General features: G+C 62.4%; 21 protein-coding genes. 15 read left to right on the forward strand and 6 right to left on the reverse strand.

From position 1 onward, the window contains the following. Window positions 1-116 precede the first annotated feature (116 nt). The gene (locus ABID19_RS03695) at window positions 117-1,013 is read left to right on the forward strand and encodes an NAD-dependent epimerase/dehydratase family protein (RefSeq protein ID WP_354488046.1); all 897 of its coding nucleotides are present in this window, start codon (window positions 117-119) and stop codon (window positions 1,011-1,013) included. A gap of 96 nt (window positions 1,014-1,109) precedes the next feature. Further along, window positions 1,110-1,907 carry a FadR/GntR family transcriptional regulator gene (locus ABID19_RS03700; RefSeq protein WP_354488047.1) on the forward strand — a complete coding sequence of 266 codons (798 nt, stop codon included), beginning with the start codon at window positions 1,110-1,112 and terminating at the stop codon, window positions 1,905-1,907. A 14-nt stretch (window positions 1,908-1,921) separates the two neighbouring features. On the opposite strand, the gene ABID19_RS03705 is transcribed toward ABID19_RS03700, so the two are convergent. Continuing rightward, window positions 1,922-3,265 carry an adenylate/guanylate cyclase domain-containing protein gene (locus ABID19_RS03705; RefSeq protein ID WP_354488048.1) on the reverse strand — a complete coding sequence of 448 codons (1,344 nt, stop codon included), beginning with the start codon at window positions 3,263-3,265 and terminating at the stop codon, window positions 1,922-1,924. Window positions 3,266-3,267: 2 nt separating this feature from the next. Next, window positions 3,268-3,951 carry a Crp/Fnr family transcriptional regulator gene (locus tag ABID19_RS03710; RefSeq protein ID WP_354488049.1) on the reverse strand — a complete coding sequence of 228 codons (684 nt, stop codon included), beginning with the start codon at window positions 3,949-3,951 and terminating at the stop codon, window positions 3,268-3,270. A gap of 194 nt (window positions 3,952-4,145) precedes the next feature. Between ABID19_RS03710 and ABID19_RS03715 the strand changes: the two genes are divergently transcribed. Further along, window positions 4,146-4,466 carry a hypothetical protein gene (locus tag ABID19_RS03715; RefSeq protein WP_354488050.1) on the forward strand — a complete coding sequence of 107 codons (321 nt, stop codon included), beginning with the start codon at window positions 4,146-4,148 and terminating at the stop codon, window positions 4,464-4,466. A gap of 104 nt (window positions 4,467-4,570) precedes the next feature. On the opposite strand, the gene ABID19_RS03720 is transcribed toward ABID19_RS03715, so the two are convergent. Continuing rightward, a complete protein-coding gene (locus ABID19_RS03720) occupies window positions 4,571-4,858 on the reverse strand; it encodes a DUF3175 domain-containing protein (protein ID WP_354488051.1) in 288 nt (95 codons plus the stop codon). 238 nt (window positions 4,859-5,096) lie between these two features. Here ABID19_RS03720 and ABID19_RS03725 point away from each other — a divergent pair, with 238 nt between their 5' ends. The 10 genes from ABID19_RS03725 to ABID19_RS03770 all read left to right on the forward strand — a co-directional run bounded on the left by ABID19_RS03725 (window position 5,097) and on the right by ABID19_RS03770 (window position 14,555). Beyond that, a complete protein-coding gene (locus ABID19_RS03725) occupies window positions 5,097-6,269 on the forward strand; it encodes an MFS transporter (protein WP_354488300.1) in 1,173 nt (390 codons plus the stop codon). Between the two features lie 270 nt (window positions 6,270-6,539). Beyond that, a complete protein-coding gene (locus tag ABID19_RS03730) occupies window positions 6,540-6,863 on the forward strand; it encodes an ArsR/SmtB family transcription factor (RefSeq protein WP_354488052.1) in 324 nt (107 codons plus the stop codon). Next, window positions 6,860-7,270: an SRPBCC family protein gene (locus ABID19_RS03735; RefSeq protein WP_354488053.1), complete on the forward strand. Its 411-nt coding sequence runs from the start codon at window positions 6,860-6,862 to the stop codon at window positions 7,268-7,270. The genes ABID19_RS03730 and ABID19_RS03735 overlap by 4 nt, the downstream gene beginning before the upstream one ends. Before the next feature lie 38 nt (window positions 7,271-7,308). Continuing rightward, window positions 7,309-7,629, forward strand: coding sequence for a hypothetical protein (locus tag ABID19_RS03740; RefSeq protein WP_435528684.1), 321 nt, complete (start codon window positions 7,309-7,311; stop codon window positions 7,627-7,629). Window positions 7,630-7,893: 264 nt separating this feature from the next. Further along, a complete protein-coding gene (gntR, locus tag ABID19_RS03745; protein WP_354488054.1) occupies window positions 7,894-8,922 on the forward strand; it encodes an HTH-type transcriptional regulator GntR in 1,029 nt (342 codons plus the stop codon). Window positions 8,923-9,234: 312 nt separating this feature from the next. Next, entirely contained in the window at window positions 9,235-10,359 is a 1,125-nt protein-coding gene (locus tag ABID19_RS03750) for a sugar ABC transporter substrate-binding protein (RefSeq protein ID WP_354488056.1), read from the forward strand. 69 nt (window positions 10,360-10,428) lie between these two features. Continuing rightward, window positions 10,429-12,021: a sugar ABC transporter ATP-binding protein gene (locus tag ABID19_RS03755; protein WP_354488057.1), complete on the forward strand. Its 1,593-nt coding sequence runs from the start codon at window positions 10,429-10,431 to the stop codon at window positions 12,019-12,021. Window positions 12,022-12,034: 13 nt separating this feature from the next. Beyond that, entirely contained in the window at window positions 12,035-13,015 is a 981-nt protein-coding gene (locus tag ABID19_RS03760) for an ABC transporter permease (RefSeq protein WP_354488058.1), read from the forward strand. Beyond that, complete coding sequence (locus tag ABID19_RS03765) at window positions 13,012-13,998, forward strand: ABC transporter permease (RefSeq protein WP_352936903.1); 987 nt, start codon at window positions 13,012-13,014, stop codon at window positions 13,996-13,998. The genes ABID19_RS03760 and ABID19_RS03765 overlap by 4 nt, the downstream gene beginning before the upstream one ends. A gap of 29 nt (window positions 13,999-14,027) precedes the next feature. Beyond that, entirely contained in the window at window positions 14,028-14,555 is a 528-nt protein-coding gene (locus ABID19_RS03770; protein WP_352936902.1) for a gluconokinase, read from the forward strand. Between the two features lie 33 nt (window positions 14,556-14,588). Here ABID19_RS03770 and ABID19_RS03775 read toward each other — a convergent pair whose 3' ends face one another. Continuing rightward, window positions 14,589-15,038 carry an RrF2 family transcriptional regulator gene (locus ABID19_RS03775; RefSeq protein WP_006202816.1) on the reverse strand — a complete coding sequence of 150 codons (450 nt, stop codon included), beginning with the start codon at window positions 15,036-15,038 and terminating at the stop codon, window positions 14,589-14,591. Between the two features lie 251 nt (window positions 15,039-15,289). Then, window positions 15,290-16,276 (reverse strand): sulfate ABC transporter substrate-binding protein, encoded by a 987-nt coding sequence (locus tag ABID19_RS03780; protein ID WP_354488059.1) that lies wholly within the window; start codon window positions 16,274-16,276, stop codon window positions 15,290-15,292. A gap of 281 nt (window positions 16,277-16,557) precedes the next feature. On the opposite strand from ABID19_RS03780, the gene ABID19_RS03785 reads away from it, so the two are divergent. Both ABID19_RS03785 and ABID19_RS03790 read left to right on the forward strand, forming a co-directional pair. Then, on the forward strand, window positions 16,558-16,830 hold the full coding sequence (locus tag ABID19_RS03785) for an antitoxin (protein WP_354488060.1): 273 nt from the start codon (window positions 16,558-16,560) through the stop codon (window positions 16,828-16,830). Next, a complete protein-coding gene (locus ABID19_RS03790; RefSeq protein ID WP_292394004.1) occupies window positions 16,831-17,229 on the forward strand; it encodes a type II toxin-antitoxin system VapC family toxin in 399 nt (132 codons plus the stop codon). Window positions 17,230-17,240: 11 nt separating this feature from the next. Here the strand turns inward: ABID19_RS03790 and ABID19_RS03795 are convergent, their stop codons facing one another. After that, on the reverse strand, window positions 17,241-18,281 hold the full coding sequence (locus ABID19_RS03795) for a sulfate/molybdate ABC transporter ATP-binding protein (protein ID WP_354488062.1): 1,041 nt from the start codon (window positions 18,279-18,281) through the stop codon (window positions 17,241-17,243). Window positions 18,282-18,364: the final 83 nt, after the last annotated feature.

Genomic DNA, 18,364 nt, shown 5'->3' on the forward strand with positions numbered 1-18,364 from the left:
ACGGTGCTGCGCTTTGGCAGGCGAATTGTTGAAGCGGGTTTTTGCCGCAGGCAGTGATAGGCGATTGCAGAGTTCAGTATTGTCTGACAATACACATGAATTCCAGGGAGAGCAAAATGACGAAGCGGATCATGTTCACTGGCGGCAGCGGCAAGGCCGGGCGTCATGTCGTGCAGTATCTGGTCGAGCAAGGCTGTCAGGTGCTCAACATCGATACCAAGCCGCTCGACAATCCCAAGGTACGCACGCTGGTCACCGACATCACCGACAGCGGGCAGGTGTTCAACGCGCTGTCGAGCTATATGGGCCTGCATGAGTTCGACCCGTCGCTGCGCGCGCAGCCGGTCGACGCCGTGGTGCACTTCGCGGCGATCCCGCGCATCATGATCACGCCCGACAACGAGGTGTTCCGCATCAACGCGCTTGGCACCTACAATGTCATCGAGGCGGCGGTGAAGCTCGGCATCCCCAAGGTGGTGATCGCTTCCAGCGAGACAACTTACGGCCTGGTCTTTGCCAACGAGCCGCGCGACCCAACGCATTTCCCGCTCGACGAAGACTACGATGTCGATCCGATGGACAGTTATGCGCTGTCCAAGATCGTCAACGAGAAGACTGCGCGCGCCTTCGCGCTGCGCAGCGGCATCGACATCTACGCCTTGCGCATCGGCAACGTCATCGAGCCGCACGAATATTCGCTGTTTCCGAAATGGTTCGCCGATCCGGGTTTCCGCAAGCGCATCGCCTGGAGCTACATCGACGCGCGCGATCTAGGCCAGATCACGTTGCGCGCTATCGAGAAGGACGGGCTCGGCTATCAGGTGTTCAACGCCGCCAATGACGACACTTCGTCCGACCTGCCGACGGTCGAACTGCTGAGGCGGTTTTATCCTGACGTGCCGGTTAAGGGCGAACTCGGCGAATACGAGACGCTGCTCTCCAACCGCAAGGCGCGGGACGTGCTCGGCTTTCGTCCGGAGCATAGCTGGCGGAAATACGTCAAGACGGCCTGACAGAGCGCCGATCCTGATCTGTGCACGGCGGCCGGGTTCCAACCCGGCCTCTTTTCCCGTGCTTGACAGTCTTCGGAATCCGGACTTTGTGAGCACATGCGGGACGGCAAGCCGAATAAGGGAAAAACACCGACCAAGGCGGCGCTCGCCGAGCGCCCGACCACCGTTCGCCATGCCCAGGCCGGCGTTCGCCGTGCTGACGCGACGCGCATGCCTGGGTCGAGCGTGCATGCGTCGCTGGCCAATGAGATCGGCCTCAGGATCGTGCGCGGCGACTATCCGCCGGGAACCATCCTGCCCAACGAAGCCAAATGGTCGGAGACCTTCGACGTCAGCCGCTCGGCGGTGCGCGAGGCGATCAAGATGCTGATGGCCAAGAGCTTGCTCGCCTCGCGTCCGAAGATCGGCAGTTGGGTCGAGCCGAAAGAACGCTGGAACCTGCTCGATCGCGACGTGCTGGCCTGGTACGCAACCTCGCCCGACCGCGAGGTGTTCCTGAAAACGGTGCAGGAGTTCCGCCACATTATCGAGCCGGAAGCGACCGCCTTTGCCGCGATGCGCCGCACGGACGAGCAGATGGCCGAGATCAGCCGAGCCTGCCGGGAGATGGGCGAGGCGACGACGCTGCAGGAGCGCACCCGCGCCGATACCCGTTTTCATCTGGCCATCCTGCGCGCCTCCGGCAACGATCTCCTGGTGCCGCTCGGCGTGTTGATCGAATCGGCTTTCGATCATCTGTTTGCCTATACGACGCGGGAGCTGGACGATTTGCAGCACGCGCAGAAACTGCACGAGGCGATCGAAAGGAACATCCGCCTGCAGCGGCCGGATGCGGCGCGCAACGCGGTCCGCAAGCTGTTGGCCAATACCGACGGTGTCATCAAGTCGCGCTGATAAAACTCGCCGGATCACCGCAGCGCGTCGTCTCGATCATCCGCGCCGTCCGCAATCTTGCCGTTCGCAGGCTCCCTGTCGGCATCGGTAAGCGCGCCGGTCAAAAACCAGGTTTCCGTTTCAGCCAATCCCTTAAGGGCGATGCTGCCGCGGCGTTCGAAGGCGAAGCGATGGCCGACCATCGCCACCAATTGGGCGGAGACCTGAATTCGGCCCGGCTCTCCATGCGCTTCCATGCGTTGAGCGACATTCACCGCGTCGCCCCAAACGTCGTAGGCGACGCGAAGGTCACCAATCACCCCGGCGACAACCGGGCCGTTGTGGATGCCGATGCGCAAGGAAAGCCGGTGACTGCCCAACGCCTTGTGCCGGCTCATTTCCTGCTGCATCTCCAGTGCCAGCCGGCAGATCGCGATGGCGCCGCGTCGAGCGCCGCCGTCGAGGCCGCCAACGGCCATATAGCTGTCGCCGATCGTCTTGATCTTATCGACGCCGTTGCGGGTGCAGAGCCCGTCGAAACTGCAGAACAACTCGTCGAGCCATCCGACCAGTTCATCGGGGCCGACTGCATTGCTTGCGGCCGTGAAGCCCGAGAGGTCGGCGAACATGATGCTCGCCGACGACACTTTGTCGGCGATGCGCCGTTCTTCCCCGTGTTTGAGGCGTGCCGCTATCGCCCGCGGCAAGATCACGTCGATCAGGGATTCCGAGCGGGCGAATTCCTGTGAGAGCTCGATCTCCGCACGCCGCAGCGCGGTGAGTGCGTAGGCGATCAACAGGACGTTGATGATCATCGTGTTTATGAGCGCCTGAACGGCCAGCGTTTCGCGAAACTCGGTTTGTTGAGGCATGATGAAGCCAGCTGGGTGCCCGAAATAAAGCGTCGCGATCAACGCTAGGAACGCCGCTGCGTAGAAGATCGAGAACTGCCGCCAATGCTCGATGCCGAAAATGAACAACATGAAAGCGGCAAGCGTAAAGTAGATTTGAAGACCGCTGTTCAGACCGAGCGCCAGAACCACATAAGTATGGCCGCCGATGATCAGGGTCGACAGCGCGATCGCTCCCAGATTCTCACCGTAACTGTGCAGCCGGTGTATCGACAGGGCAAGAACGGTCACCACGGCATTGTAGATATGCAGCGGCATCAATTCCCAGGGGAAGAGGACGGCATTTAGCAACAGATGCGAGAAGGCGTTGAGCGCGACGGCGAACGCGCCGATATTGGTGAAAATCTGCCGCCGGCGGATATAGGGATTTTCAGCCGTGACACCCAACTGGACGAGGCGCGAAATCCAGGGCGGGGTTTGACGCCGGCGCGATCTGCTCTTGGGGATGAGTTCGCGCAGACCGGCCATCGTCAGGCATTCATCGCGACCGAGATACGCCGGTTGAGTTCCGCCGGGTTTGTAAGAACGAGCGCACCGCGCGCCTTCGCAATAAGCCCGTCCCGAACAAGCGCCGATAATTCGCGTGACACCACCTCACGGCGGGAACCGATGCGCGCGGCGAGGTCGTTCTGCAGCGGCGGTGGCGTAATTATCCGCTCCCCGCTGCTCCCGGTTCGCTGTCGCGACAGGCGCAGCAATTCGCACAAAAGCCTCGGCCTCACCTGAAGGAAGGAATATTCAGCAAGGCGCGTGTTCAGGCTCCGTATCCTTTCGGCCAACAAAGCGAGGAAATGCAGGGCGAACGCCGGATTGTTGCCGAGCAAACCTGAAAAGATCGGAGCGGGCATCACTACCAGTTCCGAACGGTGGAGTGCGGTGACATTGGCAGCGCGCGGCCGGCCGTCAATGGCCGCAAGTTCGCCGAAACATCCACCGGCTCCCACCTCGCCAAGGATCACCTCTTTGCCGACGGGAGAGCGGTAGAGAATGCGGACCCGGCCCGACGCCAGGAAATAGACATCGGTGCTCGGATCCTCGAAATCGATGACCATCTGGTTGGCGTCGACGCTCATCCGTCTGCAGCGCTGCGAAATGCGCATGCGCGTATCGGCGTCGAGTGTTTCGAACACTGGAATGGCATCCAGATCGGTCATCTTCCCCTCCCGCAACAGCAAAAAGTTCCGCTGGCCCTTCTGACGCATAGTGGCCGCGTCGTGCCAGACTGGCAAGCAGAGAGCGGCCTGGTTCATGATGTGACCGAATGCACATCACGAAAGTTCGGGACGCGGCATGATCATCTCCATCGAAGGGCGATTGGCGCTCTTCGGAAACTCAAGGAGATACGAACATGACCAGCAAACTTATCGGCATCGCAACAGCAACCACCATCGCCATTGCAGCGCTCGCATCGACGGCTTCCGCAGCGCCACTGGCGGCCTTCGGCAACACTGGGCAGCAGAGCCAAGCTGCCGGCGACTTCGTCGTCAAGGTCGGCCATCGCCATCACCGCCGCCATGGCCACGGTGGCCATCGTTGGCACAAGCGTTTCGGCCACGGTTTCTACGACTACTATCCAATCTATGATTACCCAGAATATAGCTGCTGGACAAAGAAGAAGATTTTCACCAAGCACGGTGTTTTCTGGAAGAGGATCTGGATTTGCGATTGACCATAGCTTGGACAAACGCACCCATATCGAGGCCCGGCCAATAATTGCCGGGCCTTTTTCCGGTGCGATGTGATTGTAGCGCCTGCGAAATTCCTGCCTGCGCCCTAGTCTTCTCTCGGGCGCCCAAACGCGGCGCGCAGTTCGTCCTTGGCGTCCTCCAGCACTTTCTTCTGCTTGGCCGGTAGGTTCTTGCCGGCACGGTTGATGTAGAAATTCAGCATCGACATGGCGGACTGGAAGGGCTCGGCCTTGCGCCGGTCGCTGTGCTCGGCCGATCGCTTGAGCGAGGCTGCGATTTTCTTGGGATCGTCGGATTCGAAGACGTGTTCCTCGAGGTCCAGCGCATCGCTGTGCTCGGTCACCTCGGCCGACCATTTCCTTTTCGCGGTCATGATAAAACTCCTTCCATTGGTGCGTTGATGGAAAACTCCGGGATGGCGGCCGCTGTTCCGCTGCAGCTCAAATCCCTGGAGCCACGGATTTGCGTGATGTGGCGCTGCACGGCGCCGCCAATGTGCCGTTAGTGGTGTCGAACCGGTCGATTCTTGAGAACCGCGGACAGGAAACGCCTTGATCACAACCGTCTCCAGCCAGGCAAGCAGCGCCGGCGTCGACAGCGCCTATGCCTGGATGCGGCTCGGCATCTCGATGCTGCTGTCGACGATCGGCGGCGTCGGCATGTGGGCGGTGGTCGTGGTGCTGCCCGCCGTTCAGGCGGAATTCGGCGTCGATCGCGCCGCCGCGTCGATGCCCTACACCGCGACCATGGTCGGCTTCGCCGTCGGCAATGTCGTGGTCGGTCGCGCCATCGACCGCATGGGCTATTGGATCCCGGCGCTCGTGGCCTCGGTGGCGCTCGGTGCCGGTTTCCTGCTGGCGTCGCTGACCACCTCGGTGCTGCAGTTCACTGTTGTCCAGGGGCTATTGATCGGCATCGGCACCTCGGCGATCTTCGGGCCACTGATCGCCGACATCTCGCACTGGTTCAACCGCCGGCGCGGCGTCGCGGTGTCGGCCGCCGCCGCCGGCAGCTATCTCGCCGGGGCGATCTGGCCCACTGTCATGCCTTATGTCATGCAGAGCGAAGGTTGGCGTTTCACCTATGCCGCGATCGGCGTCGTCTGCCTCGCAACCATGGTGCCGCTGACCCTGCTGCTCAGGCGCGGCGCACCACGCGCCGCCGCTCCCGGCTCACCCGGCAGCCGGCCCGTCCAACCTATATCGCTGTCGCCAGCAGCCCTGCAGGTACTGCTCGTCGTCGCCGGCCTTGCCTGCTGCGTGGCGATGTCGATGCCTCAGGTCCATATCGTCGCCTATTGCATGGACCTCGGCTATGGCGTTGCGCGGGGCGCCGACATGCTGTCGATCATGATGGCGGCGGGCGTCGTCAGCCGGCTCGCGTCCGGCTTTCTCGCCGATCGCATCGGCGGCGTGAAAACCCTGCTGATCGGCTCTGTGCTGCAAGCCCTGTCGCTGTTGCTCTACATCCCCTTCGACGGGCTCGCCTCGCTCTACGTCGTCTCCCTGATCTTCGGCCTGTCGCAAGGCGGTATCGTGCCTTGCTATGCCATCATCGTGCGGGAATACATGCCGGCCAGAGAGGCCGGCCAGCGCGTCGGCATCGTCATCATGGCGACGATCTTCGGCATGGCGATCGGCGGCTGGATGTCGGGCTGGATCTACGATCTGACCGGTTCCTATGCCGCGGCGTTCCTCAACGGCATCGCCTGGAACCTGCTGAACATAGCGGCCATGGTGCTGCTGCTGTGGAAGGCACGGCGCAGCGCCGCCGCAATGGCCTGAAGCGGAGTACGGATCCAAGACCCGCCGTGCCTGTCGACGGCAGAGCCGGTTATCACCGCGTACAAAAAACCCGCCTCAAAGGCGGGTTGCTGGCGCGAATCAGCACCATGCCCGAATACTTAGCATATCTGCCGTCATTTAGCAACGGATCGTGGCTCCCGGATCGTGGCTCCCGTGACACCGATGATTGTTCCGGTCCATACCCCGCTTGACTTACCCATATCTCGGCGGTTATGGGATTGATCAATAGCCAGTGAGTTATCGATTGCAATGCCGCAGCCCCACGAGATCCTTTTCAGAACGCTTGCCGATCCGACACGACGGGCCATCTTCGAGCGGCTGTGTCGCGACGGAGACCAGACGGTCGCGGCCCTGACGGCTCGGGCCGGGGTCTCGCAGCCGGCCGTGTCAAAGCACCTTGGGGTACTGAAGCAGGCCGGGTTGGTGCGCGACCGCCACGAAGGCCGCAACACTCACTATAGCGCGGAGCTCGGCGCCTTGGCGCCGCTGACCGACTGGACAAACCAAATGACCGGATTTTGGCAAAGCCGGTTCGACGACCTCGAAGATTTGCTCAAAAGGATGGACCAATGACCAATACTGCGACCGAAACGCGCTCCGTCGTTGTCGAACGGGAGGTCGCTTTTGCGCCGGAAAAGATCTGGCGCGCGCTTACGCAATCGCACCTGATCGAGGAGTGGCTGATGAAGAACGATTTCAAGCCAGACGAGGGTCACCGTTTCAATCTTAGCGCGGACTGGGGAGCGGTCGACTGCCAGGTCCAGGCAGTCGAGCCCTACAAGACGCTGTCCTACAGCTGGGACACCAAGGATCTCAGGAGTGTCGTCACATGGACGCTCACCCCGACTAGCACCGGGACCCATCTGCGTATGGAGCAGTTGGGCTTCCGGCCGGATCAGCAGCAGTACTATCAGGGGGCCCAGTACGGATGGCAGCGGTTCTTTGCGAACCTGGAGCAGGTTCTGGCGCGAATCGAGTAAGGCGTGCCGGCACCGACAGGCATCCGCGGGTGAATGCGATGCCCAGCAAGACGTCCATCAAAATCAAACAAAGTGGTAAACAAGGCCGCCAAGCGGGTCGCCCGATCCGCTTCCGCTCGTCTTCAGAGGAGGTCCTCATGAACTGGGATATTTGGATTCGGCAATTCCACCGCTGGCTATCGATCATTTTTACGGCGGTCGTCGCCGCCATCTTCATCACCTTGGGCGTAGGTGTGGAGCCCGCCTACTGGGTATATCTGATGCCGTTGATCCCGCTCGCCTTGCTCATCCTCAGCGGTCTGTACCTGTTCGCGTTGCCGTATGCCGGCAGGTGGCGCAGCGGACGACGCACGGCGTAAAAGCGCGAACATGACGGACAAGACGCCCGCGAATCCATCGACAGCCGAAATTGAATCACCACCCGAGCTCAGGTAGCCATCCCGGCCTGTCCGCTTGACAATGGGGTAAGGCTGCGCGACGCCAGACGGGTGCGGCGGCAGTCATAATCTCGGGCAAGTACGGGATCTCGGGCAAGTACGGGTTGGCATGGCGACAGTGGCAAAGACGCTGAATAGCATTTCGCGGCCGCGCTTCGGCGACGGCGCCGCGTTCGGGACAAGGCTGTGACCAAACCGCGCTCGCGGCGTGGCGGCGGCCGTCCGACCATCGCCGATGTCGCGCGCAAGGCAGGTGTCGGCGCCATCACCGTCTCGCGCGCCCTGCGCGCGCCGGAGCGGGTTTCGGAGGATCTGCGCCGCCAGATCCAGGCGGCCGTCGATGAGCTCGGCTATCTGCCCGATCCGAATGCGCGGGCGCTGGCATCGGCGCGTGCCGAAGTATTTGGCGTGCTGGTGCCGTCGCTCACCAACAGCGTCTTTGCCGAAGTGCTGCGCGGCATCTATGACAGCCTGTCCGACAGTTCCTTCCGCATCCAGCTCGGCAATACCCATTATTCCGGCCTTGAGGAGGAACGGCTGCTGCAGGTGTTCGGCCCGCAGCGCCCGGCGGCGCTGATCGTGGCGGGCATCGACCAGACGCCAGTTTCGCGAAGACTGCTTGAGACGGCCGGCTGCCCTGTGGTGCAGGTGATGGAGACCGGGCCCGATCCGGTCGACATGATGGTTGGCTTCTCACATTTCGACGGCGGCAGAGCGGCGACAGAGCACATGATCGAAATGGGCTATCGCCGCATCGGCTTCATCGGCGCGCGCATGGACCCGCGCTCGCAGCGGCGCCTGGCCGGCTATCGCGCGGCGATGGAAGCGGCCGGTCTGTTCGACGCGCGGCTGATCACCACCACGCCGGTGCCGTCCAGCGTGACGCTCGGGCGCGAATTGTTCCGCGACGCGCTGGCCAAGGTGCCGACGCTCGACGGGGTTTTCTGCAACAATGACGACATCGCGCTCGGCGTGCTGTTCGAGTGCCATCGCGCTTCGATCGCCGTGCCGAAGACGATCGGCATCACCGGCTTCAACGATCTCGACATGATGGAAGTGGCCTTTCCGTCGGTCACCAGCATCCGGACGCCTCGTTACGAGATCGGCCGGCGGTCGGTTGCCATGGCGCTCGCGGCGATTGCAGGCAAGCGGCCGCAAGAGCCGGTCGTCGACCTCGGCTTCGAACTCAAGCGCCGCGAGAGCACGGCCCGCTGAAGGCACTTAGCAGGCATTGCGAAGCGGCGCTTTACACTACGCCATGGTAGCGCTACCATCTGCTTCCGGGCGAAACGCGCGACAAAGACGGAAGTCTGTTTATTATATATAAGCGACAGCTCATGCTTGTTTATTATGTATAATATGATAGTTTTTACTTCGGTTGCCGTGCGGCAAGGGAGGAGATCGGGTCGGCATTCGGCCACCTGAAATGCGCGAGGGGCAAGGCTGGAGGTGCCGGGCCAAACGCGCGAGACGCGTAAGAACAATCAAAAACTGCAACTGGCAAAACTGCAACTGGGAGGAATATCGATGATCAAGTCGCTCGTTGGCGGCATCGTTGCCGCTACTGCATTCGTCATGCTGAGCTCGTCGGCGCTCGCCGAACCCGAAATCGTTACTGGCCCGTCCGCCGAGCCGGACTGCTTTGCGCCATGGGCCGCCGACACACAGTTCTTCAAGTTCCCCAAGAAGGAAGGCCCATACCGCGTCGCGCTCGCCAATGGCTATATCGCCAATACGTGGCGCATCCAGATGGTGCAGACGGCGAAGGCCTATGCAGCGCAGCCGGAGGTCGCGGCGAAACTGAAGGAGTTCAAGGTCGTCTCCACTGGCGAAGACGTGCCAGCGCAGATTTCGGCGATCAACAACTTCATTGATTCCGGCTATGACGCGATCGTCGTCAACGCGCAGAATCCGACGGCTTTCGGGCCGGTCATCAAGCGCGCTAAGGAAGCCGGCGTCGTGCTGGTCGCATTCGATAACATCCTCGACACCAAGGACGCCATCAACGTCAATGTCGACCAGAAGGGCCTCGGCGAATTGTGGGGCAACTGGCTGATCAAGCATATTCCCAATGGTGGCAAGATCCTCGAAGTGCGCGGCGTTGCCGGCACGTCGGTCGATACCGACCGCCACAACGGCATCCATGAGGTCTTCGATGCTTCGGGTAAGAAGTGGGAGGTCACCGAAGTCATCGGCAAATGGGATGATGGCGTGGCGCAAAAGGCTTCGGCCGACGCGATCGCCACCAACGGTCCTTTCGACGGCGTCACCGGCCAGGGCGGCGACACCGGCATCGTCCAGGCGATGATCGATGCCAAGCATCCGTTCGTGCCGTTCGGCGGCGAAACGGAGAATGGCTTTCGCAAATTCTGCGCCAAGTTTGCCGCAGACGGGCTGAAATGCTCGTCGGCCGGAACCGGTCCCGCCCAGGTCGCGGTCGCCATCAAGACGGCGATTGCCGCGCTTGAAGGCCAGGTCGTTCCGCAAGCGGTGAAGCTGCCGCTGGCAATCGTCGAGGATCCGAACTTCAAGGAAGGCGAGGACTATTTCCCCGACCAGTCCGACAATTTCTTCGTCGGCAATTCTTTCCCGACCTGCGGCATCAATTTCACCGCGCAGGAAATCATGGGCCAGAGCAAGGAAAACCAATAGGCTGATCGCTGGCGCCGCGGGCTAATCCTGCGGCGCCAGTCCCGAAAACAAGCGCCTTGGGAGGGGCCGATGGACGGTGCGGTTCCGCTCTTCCGGATGGAAGGCATATCCAAGCGCTATGGCGGTGTGCGGGCGCTGGAAAAGGCCGAGCTTTCGGTCACGTCAGGCAGCATTCACGCCATTCTCGGCGAAAACGGCGCCGGTAAATCGACGCTGATCAAGGTCATGGCCGGTGTCGTCGCGCCTGACGAAGGTCGCATGACGCTGGACGGAAGCGAGGTGACCTTCGCTTCGCCGGCCGCGGCCAACCAGTCCGGCATCGTCTGCATCTTCCAGGAACTGTCGCTCGTTCCCGAACTCAGCGTTGCCGACAACATCGTTATTTCCGATCCGCCCAAGCGCTTCGGCATGATCGACCGCAAGGCGCAGCGACGCATCGCCGAGGAGGCGCTGGCGCGTGCGGGCGCCGCCGACATCCACCCGCTGGCGCTGGTCAAGGATCTTCCTCTTTCAAGACGGCAGATGGTCGAGATCGCCAAGGCGCTTGCCAGGAAGCCGCGAATCCTGATCCTCGACGAGGCGACCTCGGCGCTCACCGCGGCCGACGTCGCCAAGATTTTCGGCGTCTTGAAGCGGCTGCGCTCGGAAGGGCTGGCGCTGCTCTACATCTCGCACCGCATGAACGAGATCGCCGAGCTTGCCGACCAGTGCACGGTGTTCCGCAACGGCCGCAATGTCGCCAGCTATGCGGCAGGCACGAAGAGCGACAATGAAGTCGTCGAGCTGATGATCGGCCGCGAATACAGTCACATCTTTCCGCCAAAGCCGGTGCGCGCGCCGGCCACCGCCGCGCCCGTTCTAGAGGCGCGAAAACTGTCCTGGACTGACCGGTTGGACAATGTCTCGCTGACGGTCGGGGCAGGCGAGGTCGTCGGTCTCGGCGGTCTCGACGGCCAGGGCCAGCGTGAATTGCTGCTCGCCTTCTTCGGCGTGCTGCGCGGCCTTTCCGGCCAGATATTGATCGATGGCAAACCGGTGGCGATCGCCAGCCCAGCCAAGGCGCGTGACGACCGGATCGGCATGGCCTTGATCCCCGAGGATCGCAAGACGGAAGGCCTGATGCTGCCAATGACGGTGCGCGAAAACCTCTCCTTCGCCGCGCTCGACCGGCTTTCCAGGGCCGGCATCATCGATCGCGTTGCCGAACAGCGGCTGATCGACGACATGGTCGGTCTGCTGGCGATCAAGACGGCCGGCCTCGACATTCCGGTCGGTGCGCTGTCCGGCGGCAACCAGCAGAAGGTCGTCATCGCCAAATGGCTGATGCGGCAGCCGCGCATCATCCTGCTCAACGACCCGACGCGGGGCATCGATGTCGGCACCAAGCAGGAACTCTATCAGCTGATGCGCAAGCTTGCCGACCAAGGTGCGGCGATCCTGTTTTACTCGACCGACTATGACGAGCTGATCGGCTGCTGCGACCGGGTGCTGGTGCTCTATGACGGGGCGGTCAAGCGCGAGCTGGTCGGCGCCGAGATCACCGAGCGGGCGCTGATATCAAGCGCGCTTAACATCCATGGCGAAGAGATGGTTGTTGGCGGCATGGCGAAGACGCCAGCCCGAGGCATGGCGAAGACGCCAGCCCGAGGAGCGGACGCGTGAAAGGGATCATAGCGTGAAAGATTGGCGCTACTGGCTTGCCGAACAACGCGGAACGCTGCTGGCGTTCGGCATCTTCATCGTGATGTTTACGATCTACACCTCGAACCATCCGGCGGGCTTTACCGCCAATGTCGTGCAGACGGCCTCGAACAAGGGCGTGCTGCTCGCCTTCGTCGCCATGGCGCAGACGCTGGTGGTGATCACGGCCGGCATCGACCTATCCGTCGGCATGATCTTTCTGCTGACCAACTGCCTGGCCTCATGGCTGGTCGTCGGCACCGGCATCGAGACCGCCTTCGGCGTCGTCGCGGTGCTTGGCGCCGGGCTACTTTGCGGGGCGATCAACGGCGCCATCGTCATCTATGGACGGCTGCAGCCTATCGTTGCCACCATTGCCACGGGTGCGGTCTATTTCGGAATCGCGCTACTTTTGAGACCGTTTCCGGGCGGCTCGGTCAACGAGGATCTCGCCGACGCGCTGACCGGGCGGCTGTTTGGCGTAGTGCCGGCGAGCCTGGTGGTGCTGTTGGCCGTCGTGCTCGTCGTCTGGGTGCCGTTCAGCCGCTCGGTGCTCGGCCGCGCGGCCTATGCTGCGGGATCGTCGGAGATGGCGGCCTACATGTCCGGCGTGCCGATCCGCCGCGGCAAATTCGCTGCCTATGCGCTGGCCGGCCTGCTGGCCGCGATCGGCGGATTGTTCCTGACCTTCTTCACCTATACGGGCGAGGCGGCCTATGCCAGCGGCAATGCCTATACGCTGTTTTCCATCGCCGCCGTGGTGCTTGGCGGCGTCTCGCTGTTCGGCGGCAAGGGCAGTGCCATCGGCGCGATTTTTGGGGCGCTCGCCTTCCGCACCATCGGCGACCTGCTCTTCGTCTTCGATTTCGATCCGCTGTGGCAACCGCTGTTCCAGGGCGTCATCCTGCTGATCGCGGTCAGCCTCGGTGCCTTCGCCCTGTTCAGGGTCCGCAACCGCCTGGAGTGGTTCCTGTGAGCGAAACGACCATCGGCGGCATCGCCGGCCGCATGCCGAAATTCATCCGCCGCGCCGATCCGGCGGTGCTGACCGCCTTTGCCTGCATCGTGCTGTTGCTATTTGTCGGCAGCCTCTACTCGCGCAGCTTCCTGTCGCCGGAATATCTGCTGCAGCAGCTCAAAGTGGCCTCGTTTCTCGGCGTCATCGCCACCGGCATGATGCTGGTCATCCTGCTCGGCCAGATCGACCTGTCGGTGCCGTGGTCGGTGGCGGCGGGCGCAATGATGGCCTGTGCGGCCGCCGCCTATGGCCCGGTCGGCGTGGCGCTGGCTATCCCGTTCGGCATTTTCTGCGGTGTCGCGATCGGCATCGTCAACGGCATCGGTGTCGCTTATCTGCGCATTCCGTCGATGATCATCACGCTCGCCACCAATGCCGTCGCGCAAGGGCTGATGGTGGTCTATACGGGCGGATTCTCGCCGCAGGATTCGGCGACCCGGGCGATGCGCTATCTGGCGACCGGCTTTGCCGTTCCGGGCGTGCCCAACGCCGTCATCATCTGGGCGCTGATCGGTGCGGCGATGGTCTTCGTGCTGACCCGCACCGGCTTCGGCCGCACCGTCTACGGCATCGGCAACCGCGAACGCGCTGCCTACCTCTCCGGCATCGATACGCGGCGTATCGTAATGATCGCGTTCGCCGTGTCCGGCGGGCTCTCGGCCTTCGGCGGCGTGCTTCTGGCCGGCTATGCTTCCAAGGCGGCACAGTCGATGGGCGATGCCTATCTCCTGCCGTCGATCGCAGCGGTCGTCCTTGGCGGCACCTCGATCCTCGGCGGGCGCGGCTCCTATCTCGGCACGGTCGCCGGCGTCATCCTGATCACGCTCCTGCAATCCATTCTTTCGGTCATGCAGATGCCTGAGGCGGGGCGCCAGATCATCTATGGCGTCGTCATCGTTGCCATGCTCCTGCTTTACGGCCGCGCGCCGGCCAGCCGCTGACCCGCATCGTGGACGAAAAGGCAGCACAAATGCACAGGGGTCCCGTTCGGTCCGCACCGGCGGTCGTGGTGATGGGCGTCGCCGGTTGCGGCAAGTCGGCGGTCGGCGAAGCGCTGGCCGCAGCGTTAGGCGCCATCTTCGTCGAGGGCGACAGGCTGCATCCGCCCGAAAACGTCGCGCGCATGGCGCGCGGCGAGCCGCTGACCGACGCATTGCGCGAAGGCTGGCTCGACGCGATCGGCCGGCGCATTGCAGGATCGGTCGGCGAGGGGCAGGGCGTCGTCGCCGCCTGCTCGGCGCTGAAGCGCAGCTACCGCGAGCGCCTGCGCGGCTTTTGCCAGGACATCGTTTTCCTCTACCTGGAAATCGATCCCGCGACGGCAAAGCAGCGCGTCGGCTCCCGCCAGGGCCACTTCATGCCGGCAAGCCTGGTCGACAGCCAGTTCGCGACGCTCGAAGCGCCGGCAGCGGACGAGCGGGCTTTGACGCTCGACGCGAGGCGTCCGGTCGCCGACATTGTCGCCGATGCCGCGGGCCTGTTCGAAGCGAATTCATGAACGGTCTCGCGGATCCCGCTTCAGGACGCCCGATCAGATCTGCGACGTCAGCTCGACCGGAAAATCGTCATTGTCGGCATCGCGCATGGCGGCGAGGCTGCGATTGTCCAGCACCTCGGCGATCGCCTGGCGCACTTCCAGCATCATGTGCCGGACCTGGCATGTCGCCTCGTCGCAATCCTCGCAGCGCTGATATTGCGTGCGGCTGGCGCAAGGGATCGGCGCCAGCGGCCCGTCGAGGACACGCACGACATGGCCGATCTTGATCTCGGAGGCCGGCCGGGCGAGGCGATAGCCGCCTTCCTTGCCCTTGCGGCTCTGGACGAAGCCGGCATTGCGCAATTCGCCCAGAATGGCATCCAGGAATTTCTTCGGGATGTTGTTGGCGACCGCAATGTCGTTGACGAATGCGAGCTGGCCGACCGGCAGGCCGGACAGATGCACGAGGGCCTTGAGGCCGTATTTGCCTTTTTTGGTAAGCATGCCCGAGTCAGTTCATGAAACCCCAACCGCCCGCATCTGGCGGTTGTTTGTGTGCAAATCATGACGTTTTGATCGCGCTATGCAGTTTCGCGAACAAGCCGTCTGAAGGAACAGTAGGCACAAACACGTTGATTCTTCGTGACGTTTTGGACGGCAGGCGCGCGGAAAGCGGGAAATCAGCTTTGCGGAGCGGAAAAACGAAGAAAGCAGGCAAAAGCCGGCTTTCGCTTCAGGTTTGAAGATCGCTCGCTTCAGCGACTGCCATAGGTCTGGTCGAGCAGTCCGCCAGCGGCGAAATGCTCGGCCTGGACCTTGGTCCAGCCGCCGAAGACGTCTTCCACTGTCAGCAGGCGGACGTCGGGAAACTCAGCCTTGTATTTGGCGGCGACCGCCGCGTCGCGGGCCCGCAGGCCGTTGCGGGCGGCGATGTCCTGGCCCTCCGGCGTATAGAGGAAGTCGAGATAGGTCTTGGCCAGCTCGCGTGTGCCGTGTTCGTCGGCGACCGTGTCGACGATCGCCACCGGAAATTCGGCCAAAAGGCTGACCGAAGGCGTCACCTGCTCGAACTTGTCCTCGCCATACTCCCTGCTGATACCGCGCGTTTCCGACTCGAAGGTGATCAGCACGTCGCCGATCTCGCGCTGCACGAAGGTGGTGGTCGCAGCGCGTCCGCCACTGTCGAAGATCGGCACGTTGTTGAAGAGCTTGGTGACGAATTCCTTCACCTTGGCATCGTCGCCCTTGAAGGCTTCCTTGGCGTAGGCGGTGGCCGCGAGATAGGTGTAGCGCGCATTGCCCGATGTTTTCGGATTGGGGAAGATCACCTGCACGTCGTCGCGCACGAGATCGTTCCAATCCTTGATGTTTTTCGGATTGCCGGCGCGCACCAGGAAGGACGGCAGCGAATAGAAAGGAGAGGCGTTGTCGGGAAAATCCTTCTGCCAGTCGGCGGACACAAGACCCTTCGAGACCAGGAAGTCGATGTCGAGGACCTGGTTGAAGGTGACGACATCCGCGCCGAGACCCTCGGCGATAGCACGCGCCTGCGCCGACGTTCCGGCATGCGACTGATCGACGGTGACGCCGGGGTGCCCAGCGATGAAGGCCTTGTTTACCTGCGCAAACAATTCGCGGCCGACATCGTAGGACGCGTTCAGCAGCTTGTCGGCCGACCAGGCTTGGGAGGATGCGAGGAACAGGCCGGCCAATGTGGCAACGCCGAGCAAAAATCGCTTCATGAAAACAGGCTCCAATGCAATACGCTTATTCCCGTACCATAGCGGCAAGGCATCGTACGCGACGAGGTATGTAGCCCGGTTCTGCCACGCCATCGTGAGAATAATATTTTCTCCGGGCCCGGTTATTAGGATTTTCTTCCGCACCGGTGCTTCCCAGGCGACTTGGCAGCAATCGTTTTCGCGCTCACGATAGTTCGCGGCCGGCCAATACGTGCTGGCAAGACGATTGCATCACGGCTTCATCAGGCATATACAAATGGCATATACAAGGAGCCGTCACTATGCCCCAGAACCGCCACTCAACAACACCACCGAAAGAGGCGAAGCTGTTTCGCAACAATCGCAGCCAAGCCGTGCGCATTCCTGTCGAGTTCGAGCTTCCCGGCGAAAAGGTGTTGATCAGCCGTGAAGGCGACCGCTTGGTCATCGAGCCGGTCCGAAAACCTGGTCTTACGGCGCTGCTCGCGCAATGGGCGAAGGAGCCGACGCTCGGTCCTGAAGACGACTTCCCCGAGATCGACGACGCGCCTGTCAAATCCGAGGAATTTTTTTAAATGCGGTTCATGCTGGACACGAACATTATCAGCGACATGATCCGAAACCCGGCAGGCAGAGCCGCCAGCGCCATCCTGCGTGTGGGAGACGCCGCCGTGTGTACCAGCATCGTGGTCGCCTCGGAACTGCGATATGGCTGCGTCAGGAAGGGATCGGTCAAGCTGCTCAAGAAAGTCGAGGAATTGCTGGCTGAGATTCCTGTCTTGCCGCTCGATGTGCCAGTGGATGCCAAGTACGGCGCGATTCGCGCCGAGCTGGAACGCATTGGCCAGACCATTGGCCAAAACGACCTTTTTATTGCTGCCCACGCCTACGCGCTGGGCACGACCCTGGTGACGGCCAACACGGGAGAGTTCAATCGGATCAAGGGCCTGAAGGTCGAGAACTGGCTGGTGTAGCGGATAGAGGATCATGCGGCTGGAAAAAGCTTCCAGCGCCGCGGCCTGAACGCCACCCGGCTTTTTTGCGCCGCGGGGTGGTCGACGGGCAGCTCGATCTCTACCCGTTGGCGCTCGCCGCCGATTTCGAGTTCCACCCGTCTGGTGCCGGCGACGCGGCGGCTGGCGGCGACCGTGCCGGCGATGCAGCCATTGCATTCGTCCACCAGTTCGACATCGTGCGGGCGGAAGAACAGCGTCGCTTCGCCCTGCGGCGCCTGTGGCGCGGAGAGGCCGATCGGGCGATCGGCGATCCAGACCTGGCCGTCCTCGACCTTGACCGGAAGTGAGCTCGATTCACCGATGAAGCCGTAGACGAAGGGCGAGTTCGGCGTGTCGTAGATTTCGTCGGCGGTACCGACCTGCTCGATGCGGCCCTGGCTCATCACCACGACGCGGTCGGCAAGCTCCAGCGCTTCTTCCTGGTCATGGGTGACGAAGACCGTGGTGTGGCCGGTGGCGTCGTGGATGTCGCGCAGCCAGCGGCGCAACTCGCGGCGGACCTGGGCATCAAGCGCGCCGAACGGCTCGTCGAGCAAAAGCACGGCCGGTTCGATCGCCATGGCGCGGGCAAGCGCCACGCGCTGGCGCTGGCCACCCGAAAGCTGCGCCGGATAGCGCTTTTCCAAGCCGGAAAGCTGGACGAGGTCGAGAAGCTCGGAGGCGCGGCGGCGGATTTCCTGCGCCGACGGACGTGTCGGCCCGTGCCGGACCTTGAGGCCAAAGCCGATATTGTCGGCGACCGTCATATGGCGAAACAGCGCATAATGCTGGAAGACGAAGCCGACATTGCGCTCCTGGATCGACCTGTGCGACGCGTCCTCCTCACCGAAGAAGATCTTTCCCCTCGTCGGCCGCTCCAGCCCGGCGATCAGCCTGAGCAGCGTCGTCTTGCCGGAACCGGAAGGCCCGAGCAGGGCGATCAGCTCACCGGACTTGATGTCGAGCGAAACGTCGTGGAGGGCCGGAAACCGCTCAAACTCCTTGCGCACGTTGGCAACGCGAACTTCCATCAACCGTCCCTTTTTTGTCGATGCATGTCGTTATCCCAAAACCGCTACGCACTTTTGGGCGACATCAAAATCTTTGTTTATGC

Source organism: Mesorhizobium robiniae (assembly GCF_040545535.1).
GTDB lineage: Bacteria > Pseudomonadota > Alphaproteobacteria > Rhizobiales > Rhizobiaceae > Mesorhizobium > Mesorhizobium robiniae.